Origin of the sequence: Flectobacillus sp., from assembly GCF_049240685.1 — a bacterium.
In the GTDB taxonomy this organism is placed as follows: Bacteria; Bacteroidota; Bacteroidia; order Cytophagales; family Spirosomataceae; genus Flectobacillus.
In genome coordinates this window covers 1-20,904 of sequence record NZ_JBMLSD010000501.1, presented here as the reverse complement: position 1 = coordinate 20,904, position 20,904 = coordinate 1, and the positions used below count along the sequence as shown (strand labels likewise).

The following is a 20,904-nucleotide window of genomic DNA, read 5'->3' as shown; positions in this document are numbered from 1 at the left end:
GTAGGCTATAAGCTGTAGGCAAAAGGTCTTTATCATTTCATAAAAAAGTACTTTTTCCATTAGCTTACAGCATACAGCCTAAAGCCTTGTGCCTGTTGCCTCTTGCCTTGTGCCTGTTGCCTAAAACTAAAAATTATTTCGTTTGATACACTACATCATCGACCGTGCAATAGCTTCTCCAGATAAGAATGCCCCTTCCACATTGCCCATACCGAAGGCATCACCACCAATATAGATAGGATATTTTTTAAGTTTTAAAAAGCTATCTGCTGTCCTTTGCGAAGCAAGGCTGTATCGCCATCTGTGGACTTGTTGACTCTCTATTTGGTCTGGATGAATTATATCTGAAATCGAATCGATTAGCACTGTAGCTACCTCCTTAGAGGCATCCTCCAAATGCTCTTCAGAATAATTTGAGGACGCATGAATGGTAAGAGTTGAGAAAGTTGTTAATCCTTTTTCGGCATTATCAACGACCCAAGCCACAGGCCCCTCCTCTAATATTTTTCCACCTATTATTTGAGTATTCGTATCTTTCAACTTAGCCATTACTACCCAACAAGGATCATAGTGAATCGATCTTAGCATCAGAGATTCTGACTCATCGGGCAAAATATTTGAAGATTGAAATAATTCCAAAACCTGCGGAATCGGTGCTGTAATTACCAATATGTCAAACGTATACTGTTCGCCAGTATCTGTGGTAGCAGTACCCTCGGATAGTTGAGTGATTTTTTGATTCAATCTAATATCCAAGCCTTCTGCCATCCATTTGGGTAATGTATTCATTCCCGCTGGACAGATATATCGAGTATGTGTTCTGTTGGCCACCTGCCATTGCTTCACAATTTGGTGTTGTTCAGCTTTTTCTATAAAATCTTGAAAGACTGAAGTCTTAACAGAGAAATATTGAGCTCCATGGTCAGCTTTGGTATCATCAAAGCGCCGTGTAGCCATACGTCCTCCCACACCTCGGCCTTTTTCGACGACGATAACTTCATATAAACTTTTTGGAAGAAGTTGAGCCACTCTAAGTCCTGAAATTCCAGCTCCAACTATAAGCACTTTTTGTTTCGACATATTTTTTCAATTAGTATTTATCATCAAAACTAGCAGAGTAAAAAATTGTTAAGGCAATCAAACAAATGTCTACAAATTGTCAATATTTCTATAAATTTTTCAAGAATTTATCAATTAGTTATAAAAATCAGCTTGAATACTGATAGAAGTAGTCCAAATTGATTCAAAGATTTTATTAACTTTGGCAAGACAAGCACGTTTGGTAAACAATTATATATAAAACACATAATCTATTTCGAAAACTGCAAAAAATCCCGAGTGTTAACCATTTTTGCATTAACCCAAAACTATACTTCTCAGATGAAAAAAATATTCCTTTTTGTATTGTTAATCACCTCCATTTTTAGTTGTAAAAAAAGTAACGATAGTTGGCAACAAGCGGCATCTAACCCAGAATTTTTAAGACGTACACAGTTGCAACTAACAGAATCTATTATTCACGATATTTTTGCTCCGCCTGTTTCTAGTCGAATTTATATGTATTCTGCCTTGGGCGCTTATGAGGCGCTTGCTGCAGGAAATACGAATTATCAATCGATGGTAGGACAACTCAGAGGCTTTAAGAAAGTGGCAAAGCCAGAAGTTGGCCAAGAATATTGTTATCCTGTAGCCGCAGTTAGAGCCTATTTGACCATAGGAAAAAATCTAACTTTTGCACAAGATATATATGTAGATTTTGAGAAAAAACTGGAAGAAGATTACAAAGCAACGGGCATTCCAAGCGATGTATATGAGCGTTCTATCGCCTTCGGAGATTCAGTGGCTGCATCTATTATGAACTATTCGAAAGGCGATAACTACAAACAAACTCGTGGATTCCGTTATACCGTAACTCAGAAAAAAGGTACTTGGGTGCCAACGCCCCCTGCTTATATTGACGCAGCTGAGCCTTATTGGTCAAAGATTCGTCCGGCTACGTTAGACACTTCATCACAATTTATGCCTCCAAAGCCTTATGAATACGATATGACTAAAGGTAGTAAATATTACGATATGGTGATGGACGTTTATAATACCATCAATAATCTTACTGAAGAGCAAAGAAACATCGCTAACTTCTGGGATTGTAATCCATTCAAGATGAATATTACAGGCCACGCTATGTTTGCTACCAAAAAGGTATCTCCGGGCGGTCACTGGATGGCAATTGTTACACAAACATCACGTCAGTTGAAAGCAGATATTTATCAAACCTCTGAGGCATATTTGTTAACATCGATGGCCATCTTCGACGGATTTATTTCTTGTTGGGACGAAAAATATCGTTCTATCAAAGTTCGCCCAGAAACAGTTATCAATGAGGTTGTAGACAAAAACTGGCAACCAGTTCTTCAAACCCCTCCTTTTCCAGAATATACCTCTGGTCACTCGGTAATTTCAGGGGCTGCTTCGGTTGCGTTGTCTAGCGTGTTGGGAGATAACGTAGCTTTTGCCGATTCTTCTGAAATGCAATATGGACTACCTGTTCGTAATTTCAAATCTTACAAAGACGCTGCCGAGGAAGCTTCCATAAGCCGTCTTTATGGGGGAATACATTTTCGCCCTGCCTTAGATTTAGGTCTTGAACAAGGAAGAAAAGTGGGCAACTGGGTAATTACCAAAGTCAAAACACGAAAGAAATAAAACTGATAATATTGTGAATCATCCCGAAGTCCCAAATTTCGTTGTAAATTTGGGACTTTATTGCGTTTGAAGCTATCGAATAGTATACTTCAAACAAAAAAATCGAAAAATGCTTATTTATAAATAGATTAGTGGGTCGGCAATTGTGCAGAATTAAAACAAACTATTGGGCTTTCAGCTATCGGCATTCGGCACAAATATATTTATGTGTTTAGCAAAAACAGTTTATAACAAGTTGCTCATTGTACTCAACTTAAGTTATCGTGCAGAATAAGATTAAAGTTATGAATTTAGGCACTAGGCAACAGGCACTAGGCAAAGAGTGTTAGAATGTTTTTTAATAACCACAGCCATGCTTTTTTCCAAAGCCTACCGCCGAAAGCCGTTACCTGAAAGCCCAAAGTTCAATCTTAAATTTTATTTTGCCTACAACTTAAGTTTTAACATACAGAATAATGTCCCTTCCTCAAGCATTATTAGATTCGCTTAGCCAAGTTACTGGTTATCAGGCCGATTCTTTTATCAAAACGCATGAACTAGGTGATTCTCCAACATCAATTAGAATCAACCCTTCCAAAATAGATATTCCTCCAGCACATTTGAAGATTCAAGATCCTGTGCCTTGGAATAACAACGGCTATTATCTATCCGAACGACCTGCCTTTACCTTCGACCCCTATTTCCACGCTGGAACTTACTACGTCCAAGAAGCTAGCTCAATGTTTTTGGAATATGCTGTTCGGCAGAGTATTGACCTAAATAATGAATTAAGAGTGCTCGATCTTTGTGCCGCTCCGGGGGGCAAAAGTACACTATTGGCGAGCCTACTCAATTCAGACTCTTTGTTGGTGAGTAATGAAGTAATAAAAAGTAGGGCAAATATCTTGGTAGATAACATGAGCAAATGGGGACTCACCAATACTTATGTTACAAACAATGACCCCAAAGACTTTAGTAGAATAGGTGGCTACTTTGATTTAATTGTCGTAGATGCACCATGCTCAGGTTCGGGATTATTCAGACGCGACCCCGAGGCCGTGACCGAATGGTCGCTCGACAACGTGGCCATGTGTAGTCATCGCCAGCAACGAATATTGGCAGATGTTTGGGATTCACTCAAAGAAGGAGGTATCCTTTTGTATTCAACGTGTTCGTATTCGGAAGCCGAAAACGAAACAATTATGGATTGGATTCTTGATAACCTTTCGGCTAAAAATATAGTTCTTGATAAAAAAGATACTACTGTTTTGGACCAATGGGGGATAATTCGAACAGCCTCTGCCAAGCATGAATCAATTGGATATCGTTTTTATCCAGACCAAGTAAAAGGAGAAGGTTTTTTCTTGGCGGCTTTTCAAAAAATAAAAGCAGATTATCAGCCTTTTTATCAACCACGTGTTAAGCCTCAACGTACAAAAAGTTTCAAACAAGAAAAGAATATCCTAACTCATTGGATTGATGATTTAGAAGATAAGATGTGGTTTGAAAAAAATGAAAACATTTACCTCATCAATCCCGAACACGAGGCAGATTTGAAAGTTCTTCAAAACAATTTATATATTAAGAAAGCAGGCATACTACTTGGGCAAATGGGAGCCAAAGACCTTATTCCTGAGCATGAATTAGCACTTTCGACCAGTATTTCAACTAAAGTGCCGGTATTGGATGTTTCTTATGAAGAAGCCATCGCCTATCTTCGCAAGGATGACTTCGTACCAGATACTCCACTTCGAGGCTGGTGTGGAGTCGCTTATGAGGGACATATTTTGGGCTGGGGCAAGGCGCTTGGCAATAGATTCAATAATTATTATCCTAAAGAATTGCGTATTTTGAGTCGATTGCCCTAACTTTCGAAATATTCTAAGATAAACAACCCAAAAAAATAGAAAACATTGGGGTTTTATTAACCGAAAAAAAAAACAGACGTTTATACTCTAACTATTTTTTCTATTTTTGTACTGAAATTGTAATGTCTGCAAATCAGATTTTGAAAAAAGACTTTTTCGTCTTAGCACCACTTTTATAAAAAAGAGATTTTTGAAAAATCTGAAAATTAAGTGTTTATAAACTGAAAATAGCACACAGCAAGTAAACTCGATAGTAGCTCGCAAAACAAACATGCACCTCAGACTACTATTTAGTGAATAAGCTGTAAAAAGAATCGCATGGTTAACGAAGAAGCAAACGAAATTAAACAGCAACAGGCTGCCAATCCTCAGGAAGAAATCGACGCGACTACCGCACAGGTATTAGAATTGGCCGAAAACACTGAAGCTGAAACAACTGAGGTTCAAACAGTTGATTATTCTACTTTCCAAAAAAATGACTTTGTTGAGTTATTGTCCAAAATACTTGCAGATGTCAAAGAGCAACCTTCAGTAGCTGCCTTCCGCAAATCAGAAGATGTTCTTAAGGAAGTTCGTCCGCTTTTTGAACAATTCAAAACGGCTGAACGTGCAGAAGCCCTTGCTAAATTCAAAGAGGCTAATGATGGCTCTGAAGATGGTTTCGAGTTTAAATTTGACGAAACAATCGAAAAGTTTGATAAACTATTCAAGGCCTTGAAAGAAGAACGCGCCAAATATTTCAATCAAATCGAAAAGGAGCGTGATAAAAACTTTAGCCAAAAAACAGAACTTCTTAATCGCCTTAGAGCCATTGTAGAAGGAGAAGATAACACTGATCCTGCGCAAATTAAAGCAGGGTTTGCTGAGTTCAAAAAAATTCAAGACGAATGGAAATCAGCAGGCAATATTAATTCTCCGCACAACAATACGCTTTGGCAAACTTATCATGCGTTGGTCGACCGTTTTTACAGCAATAGAAGTATTTACTTCGAATTGTTGGAATTGGATAGAAAACGTAACCTTCAACAAAAAATCGAACTTTGTACTAAAATCGAAAGAATCGCTGAATCAGCCAAGACTGAAACCGTAACGGGTAAGGTATTGGATGAGGCTGTGGCTGCTTTTGAAGAATATAAACACATTGGCCCTGCTCCAAAAGAAGAAAACGAACTCATCTGGACGCGTGTCAAGGAGGCTTTAGATGTTATTTATGGCAAACGCCGCGAACAACTAGAAGCGCAGAAGGCAGAGTCGGAACAAGTTTATACGCTCAAATCCTCTATTGCCGAGTTGGTAGAAACATTTGCTAATTTCTCAACAGAGTCTATCTCTGAATGGAACGAACGCACAAAAGCGCTCTTAGCGTTACAAGACCAATGGAATAACGTGAAAGGTTTTATGCCGAAAGAAAAAGGCAAAGAGCTTAGCGATAAATTTTGGGGAAATATCAAAACTTTCTTCAAAAATAAAGGTGAGTTTTTCCGTCAGTTGGAAGGCAAACGTGAAGAAAACTTGAAAGCAAAAATTGCGATAATCGAGCAGGTTGAAGCACTTTTGACTTCGGGCGATGATTCGCAGGATGCCACCAATAGCGTTATACAATTACAGAAAGCGTTCCGCGAGGTAGGGCATGTTCCAGAAAAGGACAAAGACAATATCTACGAACGATTCAAGAAAGCTTGTGATGGATTTTTTGATGCCAAACGTGCCAAAAATCAAACTATTGAAAAAGAGTTTGAAGCTAACTTAACTAAAAAAGTAGCTCTTTGCGAGCAAATTGAAGCTGAGGCTGTTGAAGGCGCTGAAACTACCAAACTTGCCGAATTTAAAGCTCAATGGGCAAGTATAGGTTTTGTTCCTAAAAAAGACATGCAGGCTATTGGAAAACGTTACATTTCGGCTATTAATAAATATGTAAGTGCTATGGGTAAACTTTCGGGCAAAGAAAGAGAGCAATTAGCACTTCAAACGGAAGTTGATATCCTAAAATCAAGAGGTGATTTTTCTCCAAAAGAATTAAACAAAAAAGAAAACGATATTCGTCGCAAGATTCAGCAAGTTGAAAACGATATCTCGTTGTACAAAAACAACCTTGAGTTTTTTGCTAAATCTAAAAACGCAGATAAACTTCGTGTTGATGTAGAAGCTAAAATCAAAAAAGCAGAGCAAGATTTGGCGCATTTCAAACATCAATTAAAAGTTATTCGCGAAGCAGAAAAATAATTTTCTTTAGAAAAAAGATATAATTCGTAAAAAGGGCATAAAGATTATGCCCTTTTTTTTGCTAAAAATCGAAATGAATATTTTTTTATAAAAAAATTTAAACTGTAAGGTTTTTATAACATTCTTGTTTTCAAAAAATTACAAATACCTTATAAAAAACTTTCATTTTTGCGGTTAAAAACATTTGCAAATTACAATACAAGCCACTAATTTTGTAACACGATAAGCGACAGAGAAATCGCCAAACGTTGAAAAAAGCCTCCTTAGCTCAGCTGGTAGAGCAACTGACTTGTAATCAGTAGGTCATTGGTTCGATCCCGATAGGAGGCTCAAAAGCTCGACAACTGTCGGGCTTTTTTGTTTTATAGCCCTTCCAAAGGTCTCATCTTATCGGGTGTTTCTCCGGTAAATTGCTTAAAATCTTTGATAAAGTGTGCCTGATCAAAGAAGTTGTTTTCATAACAAATTTCTGCAAGTGATTTCTTCTCTCCTAGCTCATTTAGTACCACATTAAAGCGTACAATGGAGGCAAATTTTTTGGGCGAAACTCCTACAATTTTACGAAATCGCTTCTCAAATGGACTCGCACTGATGTTTAACAGCTGGTTTAATTCCTTTACTCGAATACTTCCTTTACTTCGATAAATCCTTTGAACAGCCTCCACGATTAATTTGTCGGTTTTGATTGATAACAGTTGTGCAAGCAAAAACTGCTCAACTATCTTTATCCTATGTGTATCGGTTTGTGCGGAGGCCAAATTGTCTTGTACTTCATCAATTGATGATTTATCAAAAAGATGGTCTAGTTCAACACTCAAATTAAAGAGTTCGTTTATCGGATGCTTGGTAAATTGAGCCAAACCTATTTCTGAAAAAAATACCAGTAATGTGCCTGTATTTGAAGCGTTGTTAAATTCCTTGTAGCTATCCATGAGCCCAGTAACACCCGCGGAGTGTAAAGGCATAGCTTGATTGTTGTGAAGAATTGCTAGACTTCCCTTGTACTGAAAACCCACCACAGGCCCTAAAGATGGCAATACCTTATATGATGAGGCGTCCTCCATTTCGGAGATAGCAAACTGTTTAATATAAGGTTTGAGTGTATCCGAAGGTTGAAATAGCTCGAATTTCATTTTAATTTTTTAACTATAAAACCCTAAAAAAGAACTACTTAAATAGTTATAAGTTTTTTTTCAAAAAAATATTCGTCAAAATACTTGCGAGATATATATGAAAACACTAATTTTGCACCACGTTAAACGACAAACAAGTCAAAAACGTTGAAAAAAGCCTCCTTAGCTCAGCTGGTAGAGCAACTGACTTGTAATCAGTAGGTCATTGGTTCGATCCCGATAGGAGGCTCAAAAGCTCGACAAATGTCGAGCTTTTTTGTTTTATAGCGCTTAATCTTTCTCCGAATTTCTTTTTGCCCACTGTTGTAAAGAGTTCATAATAGTATCCAAACTAAATGGCTTACTTAAATAGTCATCCATTTGGGCATTTTCTATTTCGTTCTGACATTCATCAATGGTATTGGCTGTCATGGCAATAATCACAGGCTGATGCTTTTGTAATTTTCTGATGTGCATTGAGGCTTCGTAGCCATCCATTTCTGGCATTTGTACATCCATGAATATCAAATCAAAGTCCTTTTCTTGCACTGCCACAAGCGCTTCGAATCCATTTTCAACTATTCTAGGACGGTATCCTAGCTTATTCAAAATTCGCTCGATGAGGTATTGGTTCATAGGGTTATCCTCAGCTACTAGAATATTTAGAGGATATTGTTCGGCAAATTCTGAATAAAGTTTTCGCTGATTAGTAACACTTGTAAGTCCATCTTGATTTTTCCCTACTTTTTTTAGGAGCAATAATAAAGTTTTACTTAACAAGTGTTGTTTGACAGGCTTGGTAAGCACTGCTTCGAACAAGTCATTGTGACTCTTGTGAGAATCATCCGTAACAGAAGTTAGCAAAATAATGGCTTGCTCTTTGTTCAATTCCTTAAGTTTTTTTGCCAAAGATATTCCATCTATATCTGGCATAAGTCTATCTGTAATAACTATATCGAAAGTTGGAGCATTATTCTCGAATAAGAATAAGGCCTCAGAGGCAGCATTTACGACTACAACCTGTAAGCCCCACGAGGTAAGTTGTTGCTCTAAAATTTTTAGGTTCGTTTGATTATCATCAACAACCAAAACACGTTTATTATCAAAATTTATCTCATTAATTAAGCGATAAGATTGAAAAGGTTCTTTACTCAATTTGGCTTTTATCGAAAAAAAGAAGTTACTACCCTCCCCTTCTTTACTCTCCACGCCGATTTTTCCGCCCATTAATGTAATCAATTTTTCACTAATTACTAGCCCCAAACCAGTGCCACCATATTTACGTGTAGTTGAAGAATCCACTTGCGAAAATGCCTTGAATAATCTCGATAATTTATCTTCTGGAATACCAATACCTGTATCTATCACCTCAAACAACAACTCTACTTCATCGGCATCTTGGCCTTGGAGGTGTACTCTGACCAAAATTTCACCAGAGGGTGTAAATTTGATGGCATTGCCAACTAAATTCAGCAAGACCTGCCTCAAGCGCTGATCGTCGCCTATTACTTGCTGAGGTACATTATAAGCGATTTCATACATCAAATCCAATCTGGCTTCGGAGGCCTTTGAGGCAAAAACATCGAGCATTTCTTCGACACAAGCCCGTAGGTCAAAACTACGTTCCTCAAGCTCCATATTCCCGGATTCAATTTTTGAGAAATCAAGAATATCATTAATAACCGACAACAAATCCTCGCCACACTGTTTTATTGTACGCACATAAGTAGTTTGTTCTTCTGAAAGATCGGTCTCATTCAATAGCCCCGTCATTCCTATGACTCCATTCATTGGAGTTCGAATTTCATGGCTCATCGTGGCCAAAAAAACACTTTTGGCTCTATTGGCTTTTTCGGCATCCAATCTGGCCTTATGTTCTTCCTCGGTAGCTTTTACTAATTGAGCTGTTCTTTCAGCTACTTCTTTTTCCAATCTCACATTTTGATTTTGGATAGTACGTACACGAAGCCAATAAACCAAAATAATTATACCTGCACCAAACAAGAAAATGATGAGTTTGAACCACCATGTCATCCAAAAAGGAGGTAAAATAATCACTTCTAAGGTAATTCCTGTGTTGTTCCAAACCCCATCATTATTGGAAGCTTTTACTTTAAAAAGGTAGGTACCAGGATTAAGGTTTGTATAGGTAACACTTCGATTGTGGCCTATATGATTCCATTTTTTATCGAATCCTTCTAGTTTATAAGCGTACTGGTTTTTTTCGGGTAAGGTAAAATTTAGTGCTGCAAACTCAATTGTAAAAACTGATTGGTCATATTGTAAGACAATGTTCTTTGTCGCATTGATATGAGTTGGAAAAGCTGGATTAGAAAAACCAGACTTAATGGGGGTATTGAATATTAAGAAATTAGTAAAATAAATGGGAGGGATAAAGGTATTATCTATTAAACTATCAGGATAAAAACTATTGAATCCATTGGGTCCGCCAAAGAATATTTCTCCATCCTCTGTCATGAAAGATGCCCTAGCTTTGAATTCCTTGCCTTGTAAACCATCACTGATAGAGTAATTTCGGATAGTTTGATTTTGATAATTAAACTTAGTAATCCCTTTATTTGAACTTATCCAAAGGTTTGATTGACGATCTATAATGATACTTTTAATGGCGTTATTGGCCAGTCCGTCTGCTTCAGAGAAATGTTTAAACTTCCCAGTTGTGGGATTAAGTAAATTTAAGCCTCCACTCGTACCTACCCAAAGATTTCCATCGGGCGCATCGGCAAAACAAGTCACATAATCATTAGAAATACTTTGGCTGTCATTAAACTTGTTTACATACCTCACAAAAGAATCTGTCGCAGGATTATACCTTGCCAAGCCAGTTTCAGTTCCTATCCAAACTCGACCTTTTTTGTCAACAAACACCGTATTTATGTTATTACTCGGGATAGAATTCTTATCATTGGAATCGTACTTATAAATCTTGACCTCGCGAGTTTTAGCGTTCATGAGATTGACTCCGCCATTCCAGGTAGCTATCCAGAAGTTTTGATTACGGTCTCTAACAACTGCATTTACACTCCAAGAGCCGATTCTTGACTTGAGGTCGGGAGTGTCAATAGAATAATTCTGAAAAGTATTGTTAGAAGGGTTATACAAACCAAATCCTCCACGATGATATCCTAATGCGATCATCTCAGGAGAAAAGTAATTCACAGCAATCACATAATCTGTTCTGGGAGTGTTAGGATTAGAAGGGTTATTTAATAGCGAACCAAAGGTTTTGGTTTTTCTATTAAAGTAATTGATACCCCCACCGTCAGTACCTATCCAAAGGTTATTTTTGCCATCACCCGTGATAGATAAGACAAAATTATTGTTAAGACTATTTTTACCAATTTGATTTTTATAGATATTAAATTTTCGACCAAACTTAGGCAAAAAGTTTATACCACCCGACCAAGTACCAATCCAGAGATTTCCGATATAATCTTTATAGATACTATAAACAGAATTATTGCTAAGGCTATTGGGATCATTTGCATCAAATTTAAAATTAGTAAACAATTTTTTGTTGGGATTGAGCACACTCAGTCCCCCATTTTCGGTACCAATCCAAATATTACCCGAATCATCTTCCTGCAAACACAATAAGTCGTTATGTGCAATGGTGTTGGGATTATCCTTTTGATTTTGAAAACTTTCAAAATTATCTTTTTCAGGAATATAAAGATTGAGCCCTCCGCCCCGTGTTCCTACCCACATTCGATTATGGCTATCTTTTAGCACACAGGTTACCCAATTAATCGAAAGGGATTTCGGATTGTTGTTATTATGAAGATAATTACGAAAAGTTTTTTTACTAATATTCAATACTGATAAACCATTCTTCGTACCAACCCACAAATTACCCTTGGCATCTTCGTCCATACGGTATACATAATTATCGGCAAGCGTATTGTTTTTTTGGGGGACATTTTTAAAAACCGTAAAGTTATTCCGTGCGGCATTAAATAAGTACAATCCTTCTACTGTACCAAGCCACAATTGCTGATGAGAGTCAATGAATAAATCTCTAATTTTTACATCTGGAAGCTGTGTAGTATAATGCATAAAAACCTCCTTGGTCTTATCAAATTTGTCAAGACCTCGGCCAGTAGCAATCCAGATATATCCTTGGGAATCCTCAACAATATCAAAAATATTATTGTCAGAAATAGAATTTACATCATTAGGGTAATGCTTGTATATCGTAAAAGTATAGCCATCAAACTTATTGAGTCCTTCTTGAGTGGCAAACCACATAAATCCTTGCCTATCTTTCAAAATAGCACCTACTTGGCTCTGCGAAAGCCCTTGATTGGTGCCATAATGCGTAAAATAAGGTTTGGGCACTTGCGCAAACGAGGCGGAATTGCAGAATTGCAACCACAAGGCCATCAAACAAAATACACGGTTCATAGTCTAGTCTAAATAGTACAAAGGAGGATATAGCAAAGCATACCTCAAAGTTAAATTGACGGTTTAAATGTAGGTTTATCAAAGAGCATACGCTCCCCTCCTACAAAAAATAATAACAATAAGGTAAAATAAAGAGATAAGAATTATTAAGATCAGAGATAGCAACGACTGTTATTCAAATTAATTTTTAATTATCTAGACTTCTTAGGCAGGTTTGAAAAAACTTTAAGGTCTTTATACCAAAGGTATAAAAAAATGATGAGTATTAAAACAAGCAATATTTTTTTTAGGATATCGAGAGAAAGAAAAACCAAACAATTCTTTCCACTTTTATCAAAAATGTACCTCACTTATCACAAATTAACAAAATATCACTCAACGAATAGAGTCAAACATACAAAATATTGAAATTCAACAACTTAGTAAAAATCAAATTGTACAAAAACAGAAAAGCCTATTTAAAAAAAGCCAATTTTGAAATCTACCACCAACAAGATATTCTACGCACATCATAAATTTTCCTCATATCTAAGGAAATTTCTTTTATTTTTTTCTTGCATTGTTCATTTACAGATACTATATTTGTTTAAGTCAGCTTCAAGTAGTCACAATTTGATAAATCAATTAACCGTGTAATACTAACCACTAAACAACCGTCATTTTAGTATGGTATTACTGCGTTCTGTGAAATGGGAAAGAGCATTATTAGTTTGGGGTGGAAAGCATAATTAAGTAATACTTAAAACAATGAGCAAATTGGTATTCATTTAATTCTCCTACCTCTACCAAATCCCATTTTTTCGAAAAAGTAATCTTTTTTCAATGCTTAATCGTATATATTTTCCAAATATGTCGAGACGGTTCTTATTTGTTGATAGTTGAAAACAGCATTTGAATGTTTTGCTATCATTGAAGAAAACCGCCCTCGAATAGTTGATTTGTTATTCCACGCTATATTTATCGCAACACATTAAAGTTTATGATTATGAACACTTTCCTTACTTTGTTAAAAAAATCTGTTGCTAAAATGATGATTAGCAACACCGTGGTAGCCCTTATTGGCTTTGTTTTATTATCAAATCGTATTACAGCACAGTCAGAGGGAGTAAAACTTGACTATTTTAGTTTAGCACTTGCCAACCAAGACGAAAAACCTAGAGCAATGTTCTTTTTTCAGGAGGTTTTGGGTGCCAACTTGATGACCAACAATGAACAGAACATCTATGAATTTGAACTACCAAACTCACCAGTTATTAGAGTTTTCAAAAAAGAAAAACCAGAACCAAATGCCACTTGCAATTATAACAAGAGTGTAGAAAACTGGGGCTCTTGTATCAGTAGTTATGGTTTAGCGTGGATTGTTGTTTCTACTTCTGATTTGAAAAGAACCGCTAAGGAATTAAAGGCGGCAGGTTATCCAATCAAATACAGCAAATCAATGCTCCCTGACGAACCAACAACAGAGGTGCTAATTACTTCTCCATTCAACAACCAATTGTTTTTATTTGTAGAGCGTGAAGATGTGAGTGCTTCTGCTTGCAAAATCGAAAACATTCACTTGGTTGTAGAAAATTTGAAGAAATCAATCGGCTTTTACTCTGATACCATGGGTGCTTCAGACATTGAGTATGTTAGCGACGTATGTGCCAAAATTCAAATAGGTGGACAAAATTTTATCCTTGCCGAACCAGAAGGTTTGTTGTTGGAGCCTTCACAATTCAATAGTAATACCTCTAACGAAACCAGTGTGATTAAAGAACATTTCGGATTTTTATTTAATGATTTCGAACAAGGTATTTATGCAATAAACGGAAAAGGATACTATTTCAAAAATATTCCACAACCACAGTACCGCGACAACAAACATAGTCATTTTTCGAATGGTCAAATCTTAAGTCCAGATGGCTTAGTAATTGATTTGGGCGATATGGCCGTGAGCAGATATACAAGACAATAAGTTACTTTTCTCGAAATTTTCCTACAAACAACATTATATTCCTTACTTAATTTTAAATATATCTATTTTGTAATCGTTAAAAATTAAGGTAGTCTTCTTCGAAGGCTACCTTTTTATTTGCTATTTTGTATCGATAAGATATAGAATACTAATTTTGTATCCTTTACTTTCATTGTATATCATTGTCCAGTACTTGCTTTATGAAAATCAAAACGACTATTTTATTCTTACTACTATTGGGACTAAGTCAGCTATTGACAGGCTGTATTTGGGCAAGAAGATGCCCAGAAAAAACCTGTAGAGTTAGCACCGAGCATCGACATGACGGCGGAACATTCAGACCTAGAGCTGCCTTTTCGTGGGTAACTACCAAGAAACATTGGCCTTGGAGCAAATTAGGTGGCGGAAAAAAATACAATGGAAAGAAAGACAAGAATACTGGCAAAAAGAAATTCAAGTATTTGTTGCCAGGTGAAAGAGTAGATTTTGATAAAAAGAATTAAGATGACATCCTAAGCGCTTTTAAGGAACTTGCACCATTCGAGTTATTGTTTCGTCAAAAAGCATATTATTCTTTAAGCAAGGCCTAATGGCATGATGCTTACACTATTTACTTATCCAAAAATTTATGAATTTAATAAAAGTGGCTGCTGGGGTAGTAAATCAAACACCTCTTGCGTGGGAAACCAACAAAAAAAATATTATTGGCTGTATAGAAGAAGCAAAAAATCAAGATATATCTATCCTTTGTTTGCCCGAATTATGTATTACTGGTTATGGATGCGAGGATATGTTTTATGCCTCTGGCACTTGCGAGACTGCCCTCGAAATGCTTCAAGATATCGTTGAGGTAACCTCTGGCATCATTGTGTCGGTAGGGTTGCCAATCCGTATCAACAACCGTGTGTACAACGCTGCCTGTTTGATTGCTAATAAACAAATACGAGGTTTTGCTTGTAAGAAAAATTTAGCCAATAATGGTCTACATTACGAAACTCGTTGGTTTCAGCCTTGGCCCGATAATCAGCGTACAGAGCTTGCTATCGGAGAGTTTAGTTATCCCGTTGGAGATTTAATTTTTGAGGCTGGTGGCGTAAAAATAGGATTTGAAATCTGTGAAGATGCTTGGATTGCGAACCGCCCAGGGCGCTCGCTCTATTTGCAAGGAGTAGATATTATTCTAAATCCTACAGCTTCGCACTTTGCCTTTTTCAAAACGCAAACTCGTGAGCGTCTTGTTCAAGATGGTTCAAGAGCCTTTGGCGTTGCTTATATCTATGCCAATCTATTAGGTAACGAGGCTGGTCGTGCGATATTCGATGGCGATGCAATGGTGGCACAAGCAGGTGAAATGTTAGTTTCGGGTACTCGTTTTAGCTATCGTGATTTTTATTTGACCCCAGCAGTGATTGACCTTGATAAAGTTCGTTTAGAGCAAGTCCAAAATCGCTTAACTTTTTCGGGAACTTCCCAAAAAGTACCTTTCCTATACGACTTCCCTCCTATCAAACCAATCAAACAACGTTTTGAATTAGAACATTGGGAAGCAAAGGGTTTTCAAAAAGAGGAGGAATTTGCACGAGCTATTGCCTTAGCGTTATTTGACTATCTTCGCAAATCTCGTTCTTCGGGTTGGGTAATATCACTTTCTGGCGGGGCAGACTCTTCCGCTATTACAGGTCTGTGTTATTTGGCGATTGAACTCGGTGTAGCAGAACTAGGAATAGAAGGTTTCAAACAAAAATTGGGGCACATTAAGAAAATTCAAGATTGCCAAAGTGTTCAAGAATTATCAAAAGCCTTGATTACCAATATTTATCAAGGGACTGAAAATAGCTCGAATGATACACGCTATTCAGCAAGTTCACTGGCCGAATCGCTCAATACGACTTTTTACGATATTAATATCAATGGTTTGGTAGAAACCTACAAAGAGTTAATTCAAGGAGCAATTGGCAGAAATCTTTCTTGGGAAACGGATGATTTGGCACTTCAAAATATTCAAGCGAGGGTACGTGCCCCAAGTGCTTGGCTTTTGGCAAATATTAATAATGCCTTGTTATTAGCTACCTCAAACCGCTCGGAAGCGGCTGTAGGTTATGCGACGATGGATGGCGATACTTCTGGTTCGATTTCTCCAATTGCTGGCATTGATAAGCATTTCTTGCGTCATTGGCTACGTTGGTTAGAGCATACAGGACTAGATGGACAGGTAAAACTTCCAGGCTTGAATGCTATGAACAATCTGCAACCTACAGCAGAGCTTCGTCCTTTAGAGGCAAAACAAATCGACGAAGAAGATTTGATGCCCTATGACCTATTGAATGCCATCGAAACAGCAGCATTTAGAGATAAAAAATCACCCAAAGATTGTCTTGAGTTGATGGAGCTGGAATTTGAAGGTATTTACAGCAAAGAAAAATTGGTCATGAGTATCGACCGCTTTTTCCGCTTGTGGAGTCGTAACCAATGGAAACGCGAACGTTATGCACCAAGCTTCCATGTTGACGACCGCAATCTTGACCCTCGCAGTTGGTTAAGATTCCCAATTTTGTCGGGTGGCTTTGAAAAAGAATTAGCCGATATGCACGCCTATGCCAACGATGCGAAAGGCAAACAAAGAAAAGGTCGTATTGGATTCTAATATAGTTGATTTCGAGGGGGCTGATACGATAAAGTCTCCTCGTTGTCTTTTTAGAAATACCAAAATCCATAAAATAATATGTACTTTTGAGAAAAGATTTTAACCTTATTCTCATTATTTCTTAAGCTTTTTGACAGAAAGTTTCTGTCATATACTTTATGCTTTTAGCAATTGATATAGGCAATACAGATATTGTTTTTGGTGTAAACAATGACCAGCAATGGATTCATCAGTTTCGCATAAGTTCCTCTTTTTCGCAACGTTCGCAAGATTATGAGGCACAGCTTCGTCTGCTTTTTTTAGAAAATTCGCTCAAACTTAGCGATATCCATCAAATTATTGTTAGCTGTGTTGTACCTGATTTACGAGCCGTTATCAAAGATATGTCGGTTACCATGTTTGGTATTCAACCCATGATGGTCGGCCCAGAAATGTATGACAGGCTCAATATGGAAATTTTGAGCCCTTACGAAATAGGCACAGATTTGGTTTGTAACGCAACGTATGCCTATTATACCTATCAACAAACCTGCTTGGTTGTCGATTTTGGAACAGCACTTACCTTTACCGTAGTATCGGGCGAAGGTAAAATTTTGGGCGTTTCGATTGCACCAGGCCTCAAAACAGCCGTAAAATCTTTGTTTTCTAATACCGCACAATTGCCCGAAGTACCTCTTTCAATGCCCGAATCAGCCATCGGGACAAATACCGTTCATGCCATTCAAGCAGGGATTTTGTGGGGATATGTCGGAATGGTCAAAGAAATGATTTACCAAATCAAACTAGAAGTTGGACAAGAGTGTAAAGTCTTGGCTACTGGGGGGCTTTCCTCTATCCTTACCCCACTACGTTCGGAATTTGATGAAGTAGATAAAACCCTTACCCTAAATGGTTTAAAGATTATTGCTTCTTTATAACAGATTGCTTCAGGATGTACTTCTATAGGCATCCTGAAGTAAAAACTTCTACTAATTACTACGAGTACACTTACCATCTTCATAAAATCCTTTCGATTTACTTCTCATAATCAACCACTTATCATAAATCTTTTATCTAAATAAACATTTTTTACAATTTTTACTGCATCATCTGCAACCTTTAGTTGCACTTATGCATCCTATCTACAAATTCTCCCGCAGGTCGTTTTTTTCTTCCAAATGCTTTCTTGGCTCAATTTACCATTTATCATTTGGAGAAGCCAATCAGGTAGTTTGCATTGCAAAGTAGCTTGCTTTGCAAATAACTTTGAATCAAATCTCAAGGAGAGATATACACATTCACATTACCTCAAGTGCCTCTAAACCTATTTGAGACACTATACAATGATAAAACACTTCAAAAGATGAAACGATTTATACTTTCGACAATCATTACTTGTGGATTAGGCTATGCAGGAATGGCACAAGTAAAAGGAAAAATTTCTGGCTCGGTTAGCGACAACCAACATAAAATTGTAGAATTCCCAACAGCAACCTTACTGAAAGCAAAGGATAGTACTTTGGTAAAAGGTGCTTTGGGAGATGCCAACGGGCACTTTGAGTTTGAATCCGTAAATGCGGGTGAATATCTTGTAAGTGTGACACAAATGGGATACAAGAAGTTTTTTACTCCAAAAATCATTATCTCAGATGGAAACACAAATGTCAACTTAGCAAGCATTGTATTGGTAGAAGAAAGCAAGCAGCTTAGTGAGGTTACGGTATCGGCACAAAAGCCATTTATCGAACGTCAGGTCGACAAAACGGTAGTCAATGTCGAAAACAGCATTATGGCGGCAGGTTCTACTGCATTAGAAGTATTAGAGCGTTCTCCTAATGTAATGATTGATAAAGATGGAAACATTAGCTTGAAAGGCAAACAAGGTGTACGAGTTATGATTGATGGGAAAATTTCCTATTTATCAGGTCAGGATTTAGCAAACTTTTTACGTAACCTTTCGGCAGAGCAATTGGCTCAAATCGAAATTATGACCAATCCATCTTCCAAATATGATGCAGCAGGTACGGCAGGGATTATCAATATTAAGCTAAAGAAGAATGTGAATATGGGCTTGAATGGCTCGGCAAACGTAGGTGTTGGGCATGGTAAGTATTTGCGTGAAAATGCTGGTATCAACCTCAACTATCGCAATGGTAAAGTAAATGCGTATGGCAATTATAGCTGGAACGAGCGCCGTCAGGAAAATACGAATGATATTTACCGTTATTTCAGAGCACAAAACGAAATGTATCATGCCGACGGTAGAAGAAAGAGTTTTAGTTATAATCACTCTTTAAAAGCAGGTGTAGATTATTTTCTTTCTGATAAAACAACCATTGGTATCTTGGTAAATGGCTCATCGGGAAGTTGGGGTGCTGATTCGGCCTTGACGGTGACTACCAAATATGTCAACAACAAACTTACACAGACAATTCCTACGGCAAATAATGTATCGCAACCTTGGAAGAATATCTCGACTAATTTAAACTTAAAACATACTTACGATTCTACTGGTAGAGAGTTGACGGTCGACTTGGACTATGCCTACTATGACAATCGTTCAAGCAACGACTATATTACCCAATATTTCAATGGAAATGATTTGACAAGCAAATTTCGTTCAGACTCTACTTTGGTGAACAAAAGTGTTTCGGGTATCAACCAATATTCGTTAAAAATAGATTATACCTTACCCGTTTCGAAAGTAACCAAATGGGGAATGGGTTTAAAAGCAAGCTATGTGATTACTGATAACGATTTGAAGTTTTACGAAAATTTAGAAGGTGGAGGTTTGAATTTGTTGAAAAGAAATAGCAATCAGTTTGTGTACAAAGAAAACATCAATGCTGCTTATTTAAACTATCAAACCAAGTGGAATAAGTTTAGTGCACAGTTAGGCTTACGTGCCGAATGGACCATTGCAGATGGCAAATCTACAAGTTATGAAACTCAAAAAGATTCAATTTTTACGCGTGATTATTTGAAATTATTCCCAAGTGCATTTGTACAATACGAAGCCAACAAGAACCATACATTGGGTGTAACCTATAGTCGCCGTATCGACCGCCCAGGCTATGACCAGTTGAATCCATTTGTCTTTTTCCTAGACCCTTATACCTATCAGGTTGGAAACCCTTATTTGCGTCCACAATTGACTAATTCATTCGAATTGACACACTCGTATAAGGGTATTATTTCAACAACGGTTAATTACAGCCATACATCTGATTTTATGTCTGAAATATTGAAACAAAACGATGCCACAAGAGCTACTTATCAAACGGTAGATAACTTAGCACAACAAGATAACTTCGGCGTGACAATTTCGGCTCCAGTGCCAATTACAAAATGGTGGATGAGCGTAAATGAGTTCAACTTGAATTATACCAAAGTGCAGGGTGCTATTCAAAACATCAATGTAGTTCCGTCGGCAACCAACTATTATTTTAATTCAAACAATACATTTAGTTTAGGCAAAAATTACAAAATTGAATTAGGAGGTTGGTATGTTTCTGGAGGTTTGTGGAGTATTTTCAAAATCAACTCACAAGGTGCAGTAAATTTCGGTATTCAGAAAACATTGCTTGAAAAGAAAGCAACTTTGAAATTGAATGTACAGGATATTTTCTTTACCAACAAAGCTACTGCTACGACCCAATATGGTTCGGTTGATATTATTTCGAGCAATACATGGGATAGCCGTCAAGTACGTTTGACATTCAGCTATCGTTTTGGAAACTCAAAAGTATCGGCAGCACGTAACCGCTCAACAGGCTTAGATGAAGAAAAAAGTCGTGTGAAGAATGGTGGAAACTAGTCAAGTGCGGAGTTGGGAATGAGAAGTGTAAAGTGAAATTAAGTTAGTGGGCAAAATAAAATTTAAGATTGTACTTGAGGCTTTCAGGTATCGGCTTTCGGCGGAGGGCTTTAGGAAAAATGGATGTCTGTGGTCTTTAAATACATTTTAACACTCTTTGCCTTGTGCCTGTTGCCTTGTCCCTATGATATAAGCAA

The 20,904-nt window shown here is 37.3% G+C and carries 11 protein-coding genes and 2 tRNA genes; 10 read left to right on the top strand and 3 right to left on the bottom strand.

The window, feature by feature from the left end; all coding sequences use genetic code 11:
• Positions 1 to 150: 150 nt before the first annotated feature.
• Complete coding sequence (locus ACOVQ4_RS23180; RefSeq protein WP_421822959.1) at positions 151 to 1,080, bottom strand: NAD(P)/FAD-dependent oxidoreductase; 930 nt, start codon at positions 1,078 to 1,080, stop codon at positions 151 to 153.
• A 300-nt stretch (positions 1,081 to 1,380) separates the two neighbouring features.
• On the opposite strand from ACOVQ4_RS23180, the gene ACOVQ4_RS23175 reads away from it, so the two are divergent.
• From ACOVQ4_RS23175 to ACOVQ4_RS23160, 4 genes are all read left to right on the top strand, one after another.
• Positions 1,381 to 2,703: a vanadium-dependent haloperoxidase gene (locus ACOVQ4_RS23175; protein WP_421822958.1), complete on the top strand. Its 1,323-nt coding sequence runs from the start codon at positions 1,381 to 1,383 to the stop codon at positions 2,701 to 2,703.
• A 455-nt stretch (positions 2,704 to 3,158) separates the two neighbouring features.
• Positions 3,159 to 4,550, top strand: a complete 1,392-nt coding sequence (locus ACOVQ4_RS23170; protein WP_421822957.1) for a methyltransferase RsmF C-terminal domain-like protein — start codon at positions 3,159 to 3,161, stop codon at positions 4,548 to 4,550.
• Between the two features lie 318 nt (positions 4,551 to 4,868).
• A complete protein-coding gene (locus ACOVQ4_RS23165) occupies positions 4,869 to 6,773 on the top strand; it encodes a DUF349 domain-containing protein (protein WP_421822956.1) in 1,905 nt (634 codons plus the stop codon).
• 257 nt (positions 6,774 to 7,030) lie between these two features.
• Positions 7,031 to 7,103: transfer RNA gene (locus ACOVQ4_RS23160), tRNA-Thr, on the top strand.
• Between the two features lie 32 nt (positions 7,104 to 7,135).
• Here the strand turns inward: ACOVQ4_RS23160 and ACOVQ4_RS23155 are convergent.
• Positions 7,136 to 7,906 (bottom strand): helix-turn-helix domain-containing protein, encoded by a 771-nt coding sequence (locus ACOVQ4_RS23155; protein WP_421822955.1) that lies wholly within the window; start codon positions 7,904 to 7,906, stop codon positions 7,136 to 7,138.
• A 156-nt stretch (positions 7,907 to 8,062) separates the two neighbouring features.
• Here ACOVQ4_RS23155 and ACOVQ4_RS23150 point away from each other — a divergent pair.
• Positions 8,063 to 8,135, top strand: a tRNA-Thr gene (locus ACOVQ4_RS23150).
• Between the two features lie 41 nt (positions 8,136 to 8,176).
• On the opposite strand, the gene ACOVQ4_RS23145 is transcribed toward ACOVQ4_RS23150, so the two are convergent.
• Complete coding sequence (locus ACOVQ4_RS23145) at positions 8,177 to 12,310, bottom strand: two-component regulator propeller domain-containing protein (RefSeq protein WP_421822954.1); 4,134 nt, start codon at positions 12,308 to 12,310, stop codon at positions 8,177 to 8,179.
• Between the two features lie 985 nt (positions 12,311 to 13,295).
• Between ACOVQ4_RS23145 and ACOVQ4_RS23140 the strand changes: the two genes are divergently transcribed.
• The 5 genes from ACOVQ4_RS23140 (at position 13,296) to ACOVQ4_RS23120 (ending at position 20,707) form a co-directional block, all read left to right on the top strand.
• Positions 13,296 to 14,267 carry a VOC family protein gene (locus ACOVQ4_RS23140; protein WP_421822953.1) on the top strand — a complete coding sequence of 324 codons (972 nt, stop codon included), beginning with the start codon at positions 13,296 to 13,298 and terminating at the stop codon, positions 14,265 to 14,267.
• Between the two features lie 200 nt (positions 14,268 to 14,467).
• Entirely contained in the window at positions 14,468 to 14,770 is a 303-nt protein-coding gene (locus ACOVQ4_RS23135; protein WP_421822952.1) for a hypothetical protein, read from the top strand.
• Positions 14,771 to 14,895: 125 nt separating this feature from the next.
• The gene (nadE, locus tag ACOVQ4_RS23130) at positions 14,896 to 16,911 is read left to right on the top strand and encodes an NAD(+) synthase (RefSeq protein WP_421822951.1); all 2,016 of its coding nucleotides are present in this window, start codon (positions 14,896 to 14,898) and stop codon (positions 16,909 to 16,911) included.
• A 158-nt stretch (positions 16,912 to 17,069) separates the two neighbouring features.
• Complete coding sequence (locus ACOVQ4_RS23125) at positions 17,070 to 17,828, top strand: type III pantothenate kinase (protein ID WP_421822950.1); 759 nt, start codon at positions 17,070 to 17,072, stop codon at positions 17,826 to 17,828.
• A gap of 425 nt (positions 17,829 to 18,253) precedes the next feature.
• Positions 18,254 to 20,707, top strand: coding sequence for a TonB-dependent receptor domain-containing protein (locus tag ACOVQ4_RS23120; RefSeq protein WP_421822949.1), 2,454 nt, complete (start codon positions 18,254 to 18,256; stop codon positions 20,705 to 20,707).
• The last annotated feature ends 197 nt before the right edge of the window (positions 20,708 to 20,904 follow it).

Bases quoted from the DNA above. Each gene is read 5' to 3' on its own strand.
- nadE (WP_421822951.1), top strand. From the start codon at position 14,896: ATGAATTTAATAAAAGTGGCTGCTGGGGTAGTAAATCAAACACCTCTT.
- ACOVQ4_RS23145 (WP_421822954.1), bottom strand. From the start codon at position 12,310: ATGAACCGTGTATTTTGTTTGATGGCCTTGTGGTTGCAATTCTGCAAT.
- ACOVQ4_RS23120 (WP_421822949.1), top strand. From the start codon at position 18,254: ATGAAACGATTTATACTTTCGACAATCATTACTTGTGGATTAGGCTAT.
- ACOVQ4_RS23140 (WP_421822953.1), top strand. From the start codon at position 13,296: ATGAACACTTTCCTTACTTTGTTAAAAAAATCTGTTGCTAAAATGATG.
- ACOVQ4_RS23180 (WP_421822959.1), bottom strand. From the start codon at position 1,080: ATGTCGAAACAAAAAGTGCTTATAGTTGGAGCTGGAATTTCAGGACTT.
- ACOVQ4_RS23165 (WP_421822956.1), top strand. From the start codon at position 4,869: ATGGTTAACGAAGAAGCAAACGAAATTAAACAGCAACAGGCTGCCAAT.
- ACOVQ4_RS23170 (WP_421822957.1), top strand. From the start codon at position 3,159: ATGTCCCTTCCTCAAGCATTATTAGATTCGCTTAGCCAAGTTACTGGT.
- ACOVQ4_RS23175 (WP_421822958.1), top strand. From the start codon at position 1,381: ATGAAAAAAATATTCCTTTTTGTATTGTTAATCACCTCCATTTTTAGT.
- ACOVQ4_RS23135 (WP_421822952.1), top strand. From the start codon at position 14,468: ATGAAAATCAAAACGACTATTTTATTCTTACTACTATTGGGACTAAGT.
- ACOVQ4_RS23155 (WP_421822955.1), bottom strand. From the start codon at position 7,906: ATGAAATTCGAGCTATTTCAACCTTCGGATACACTCAAACCTTATATT.
- ACOVQ4_RS23125 (WP_421822950.1), top strand. From the start codon at position 17,070: ATGCTTTTAGCAATTGATATAGGCAATACAGATATTGTTTTTGGTGTA.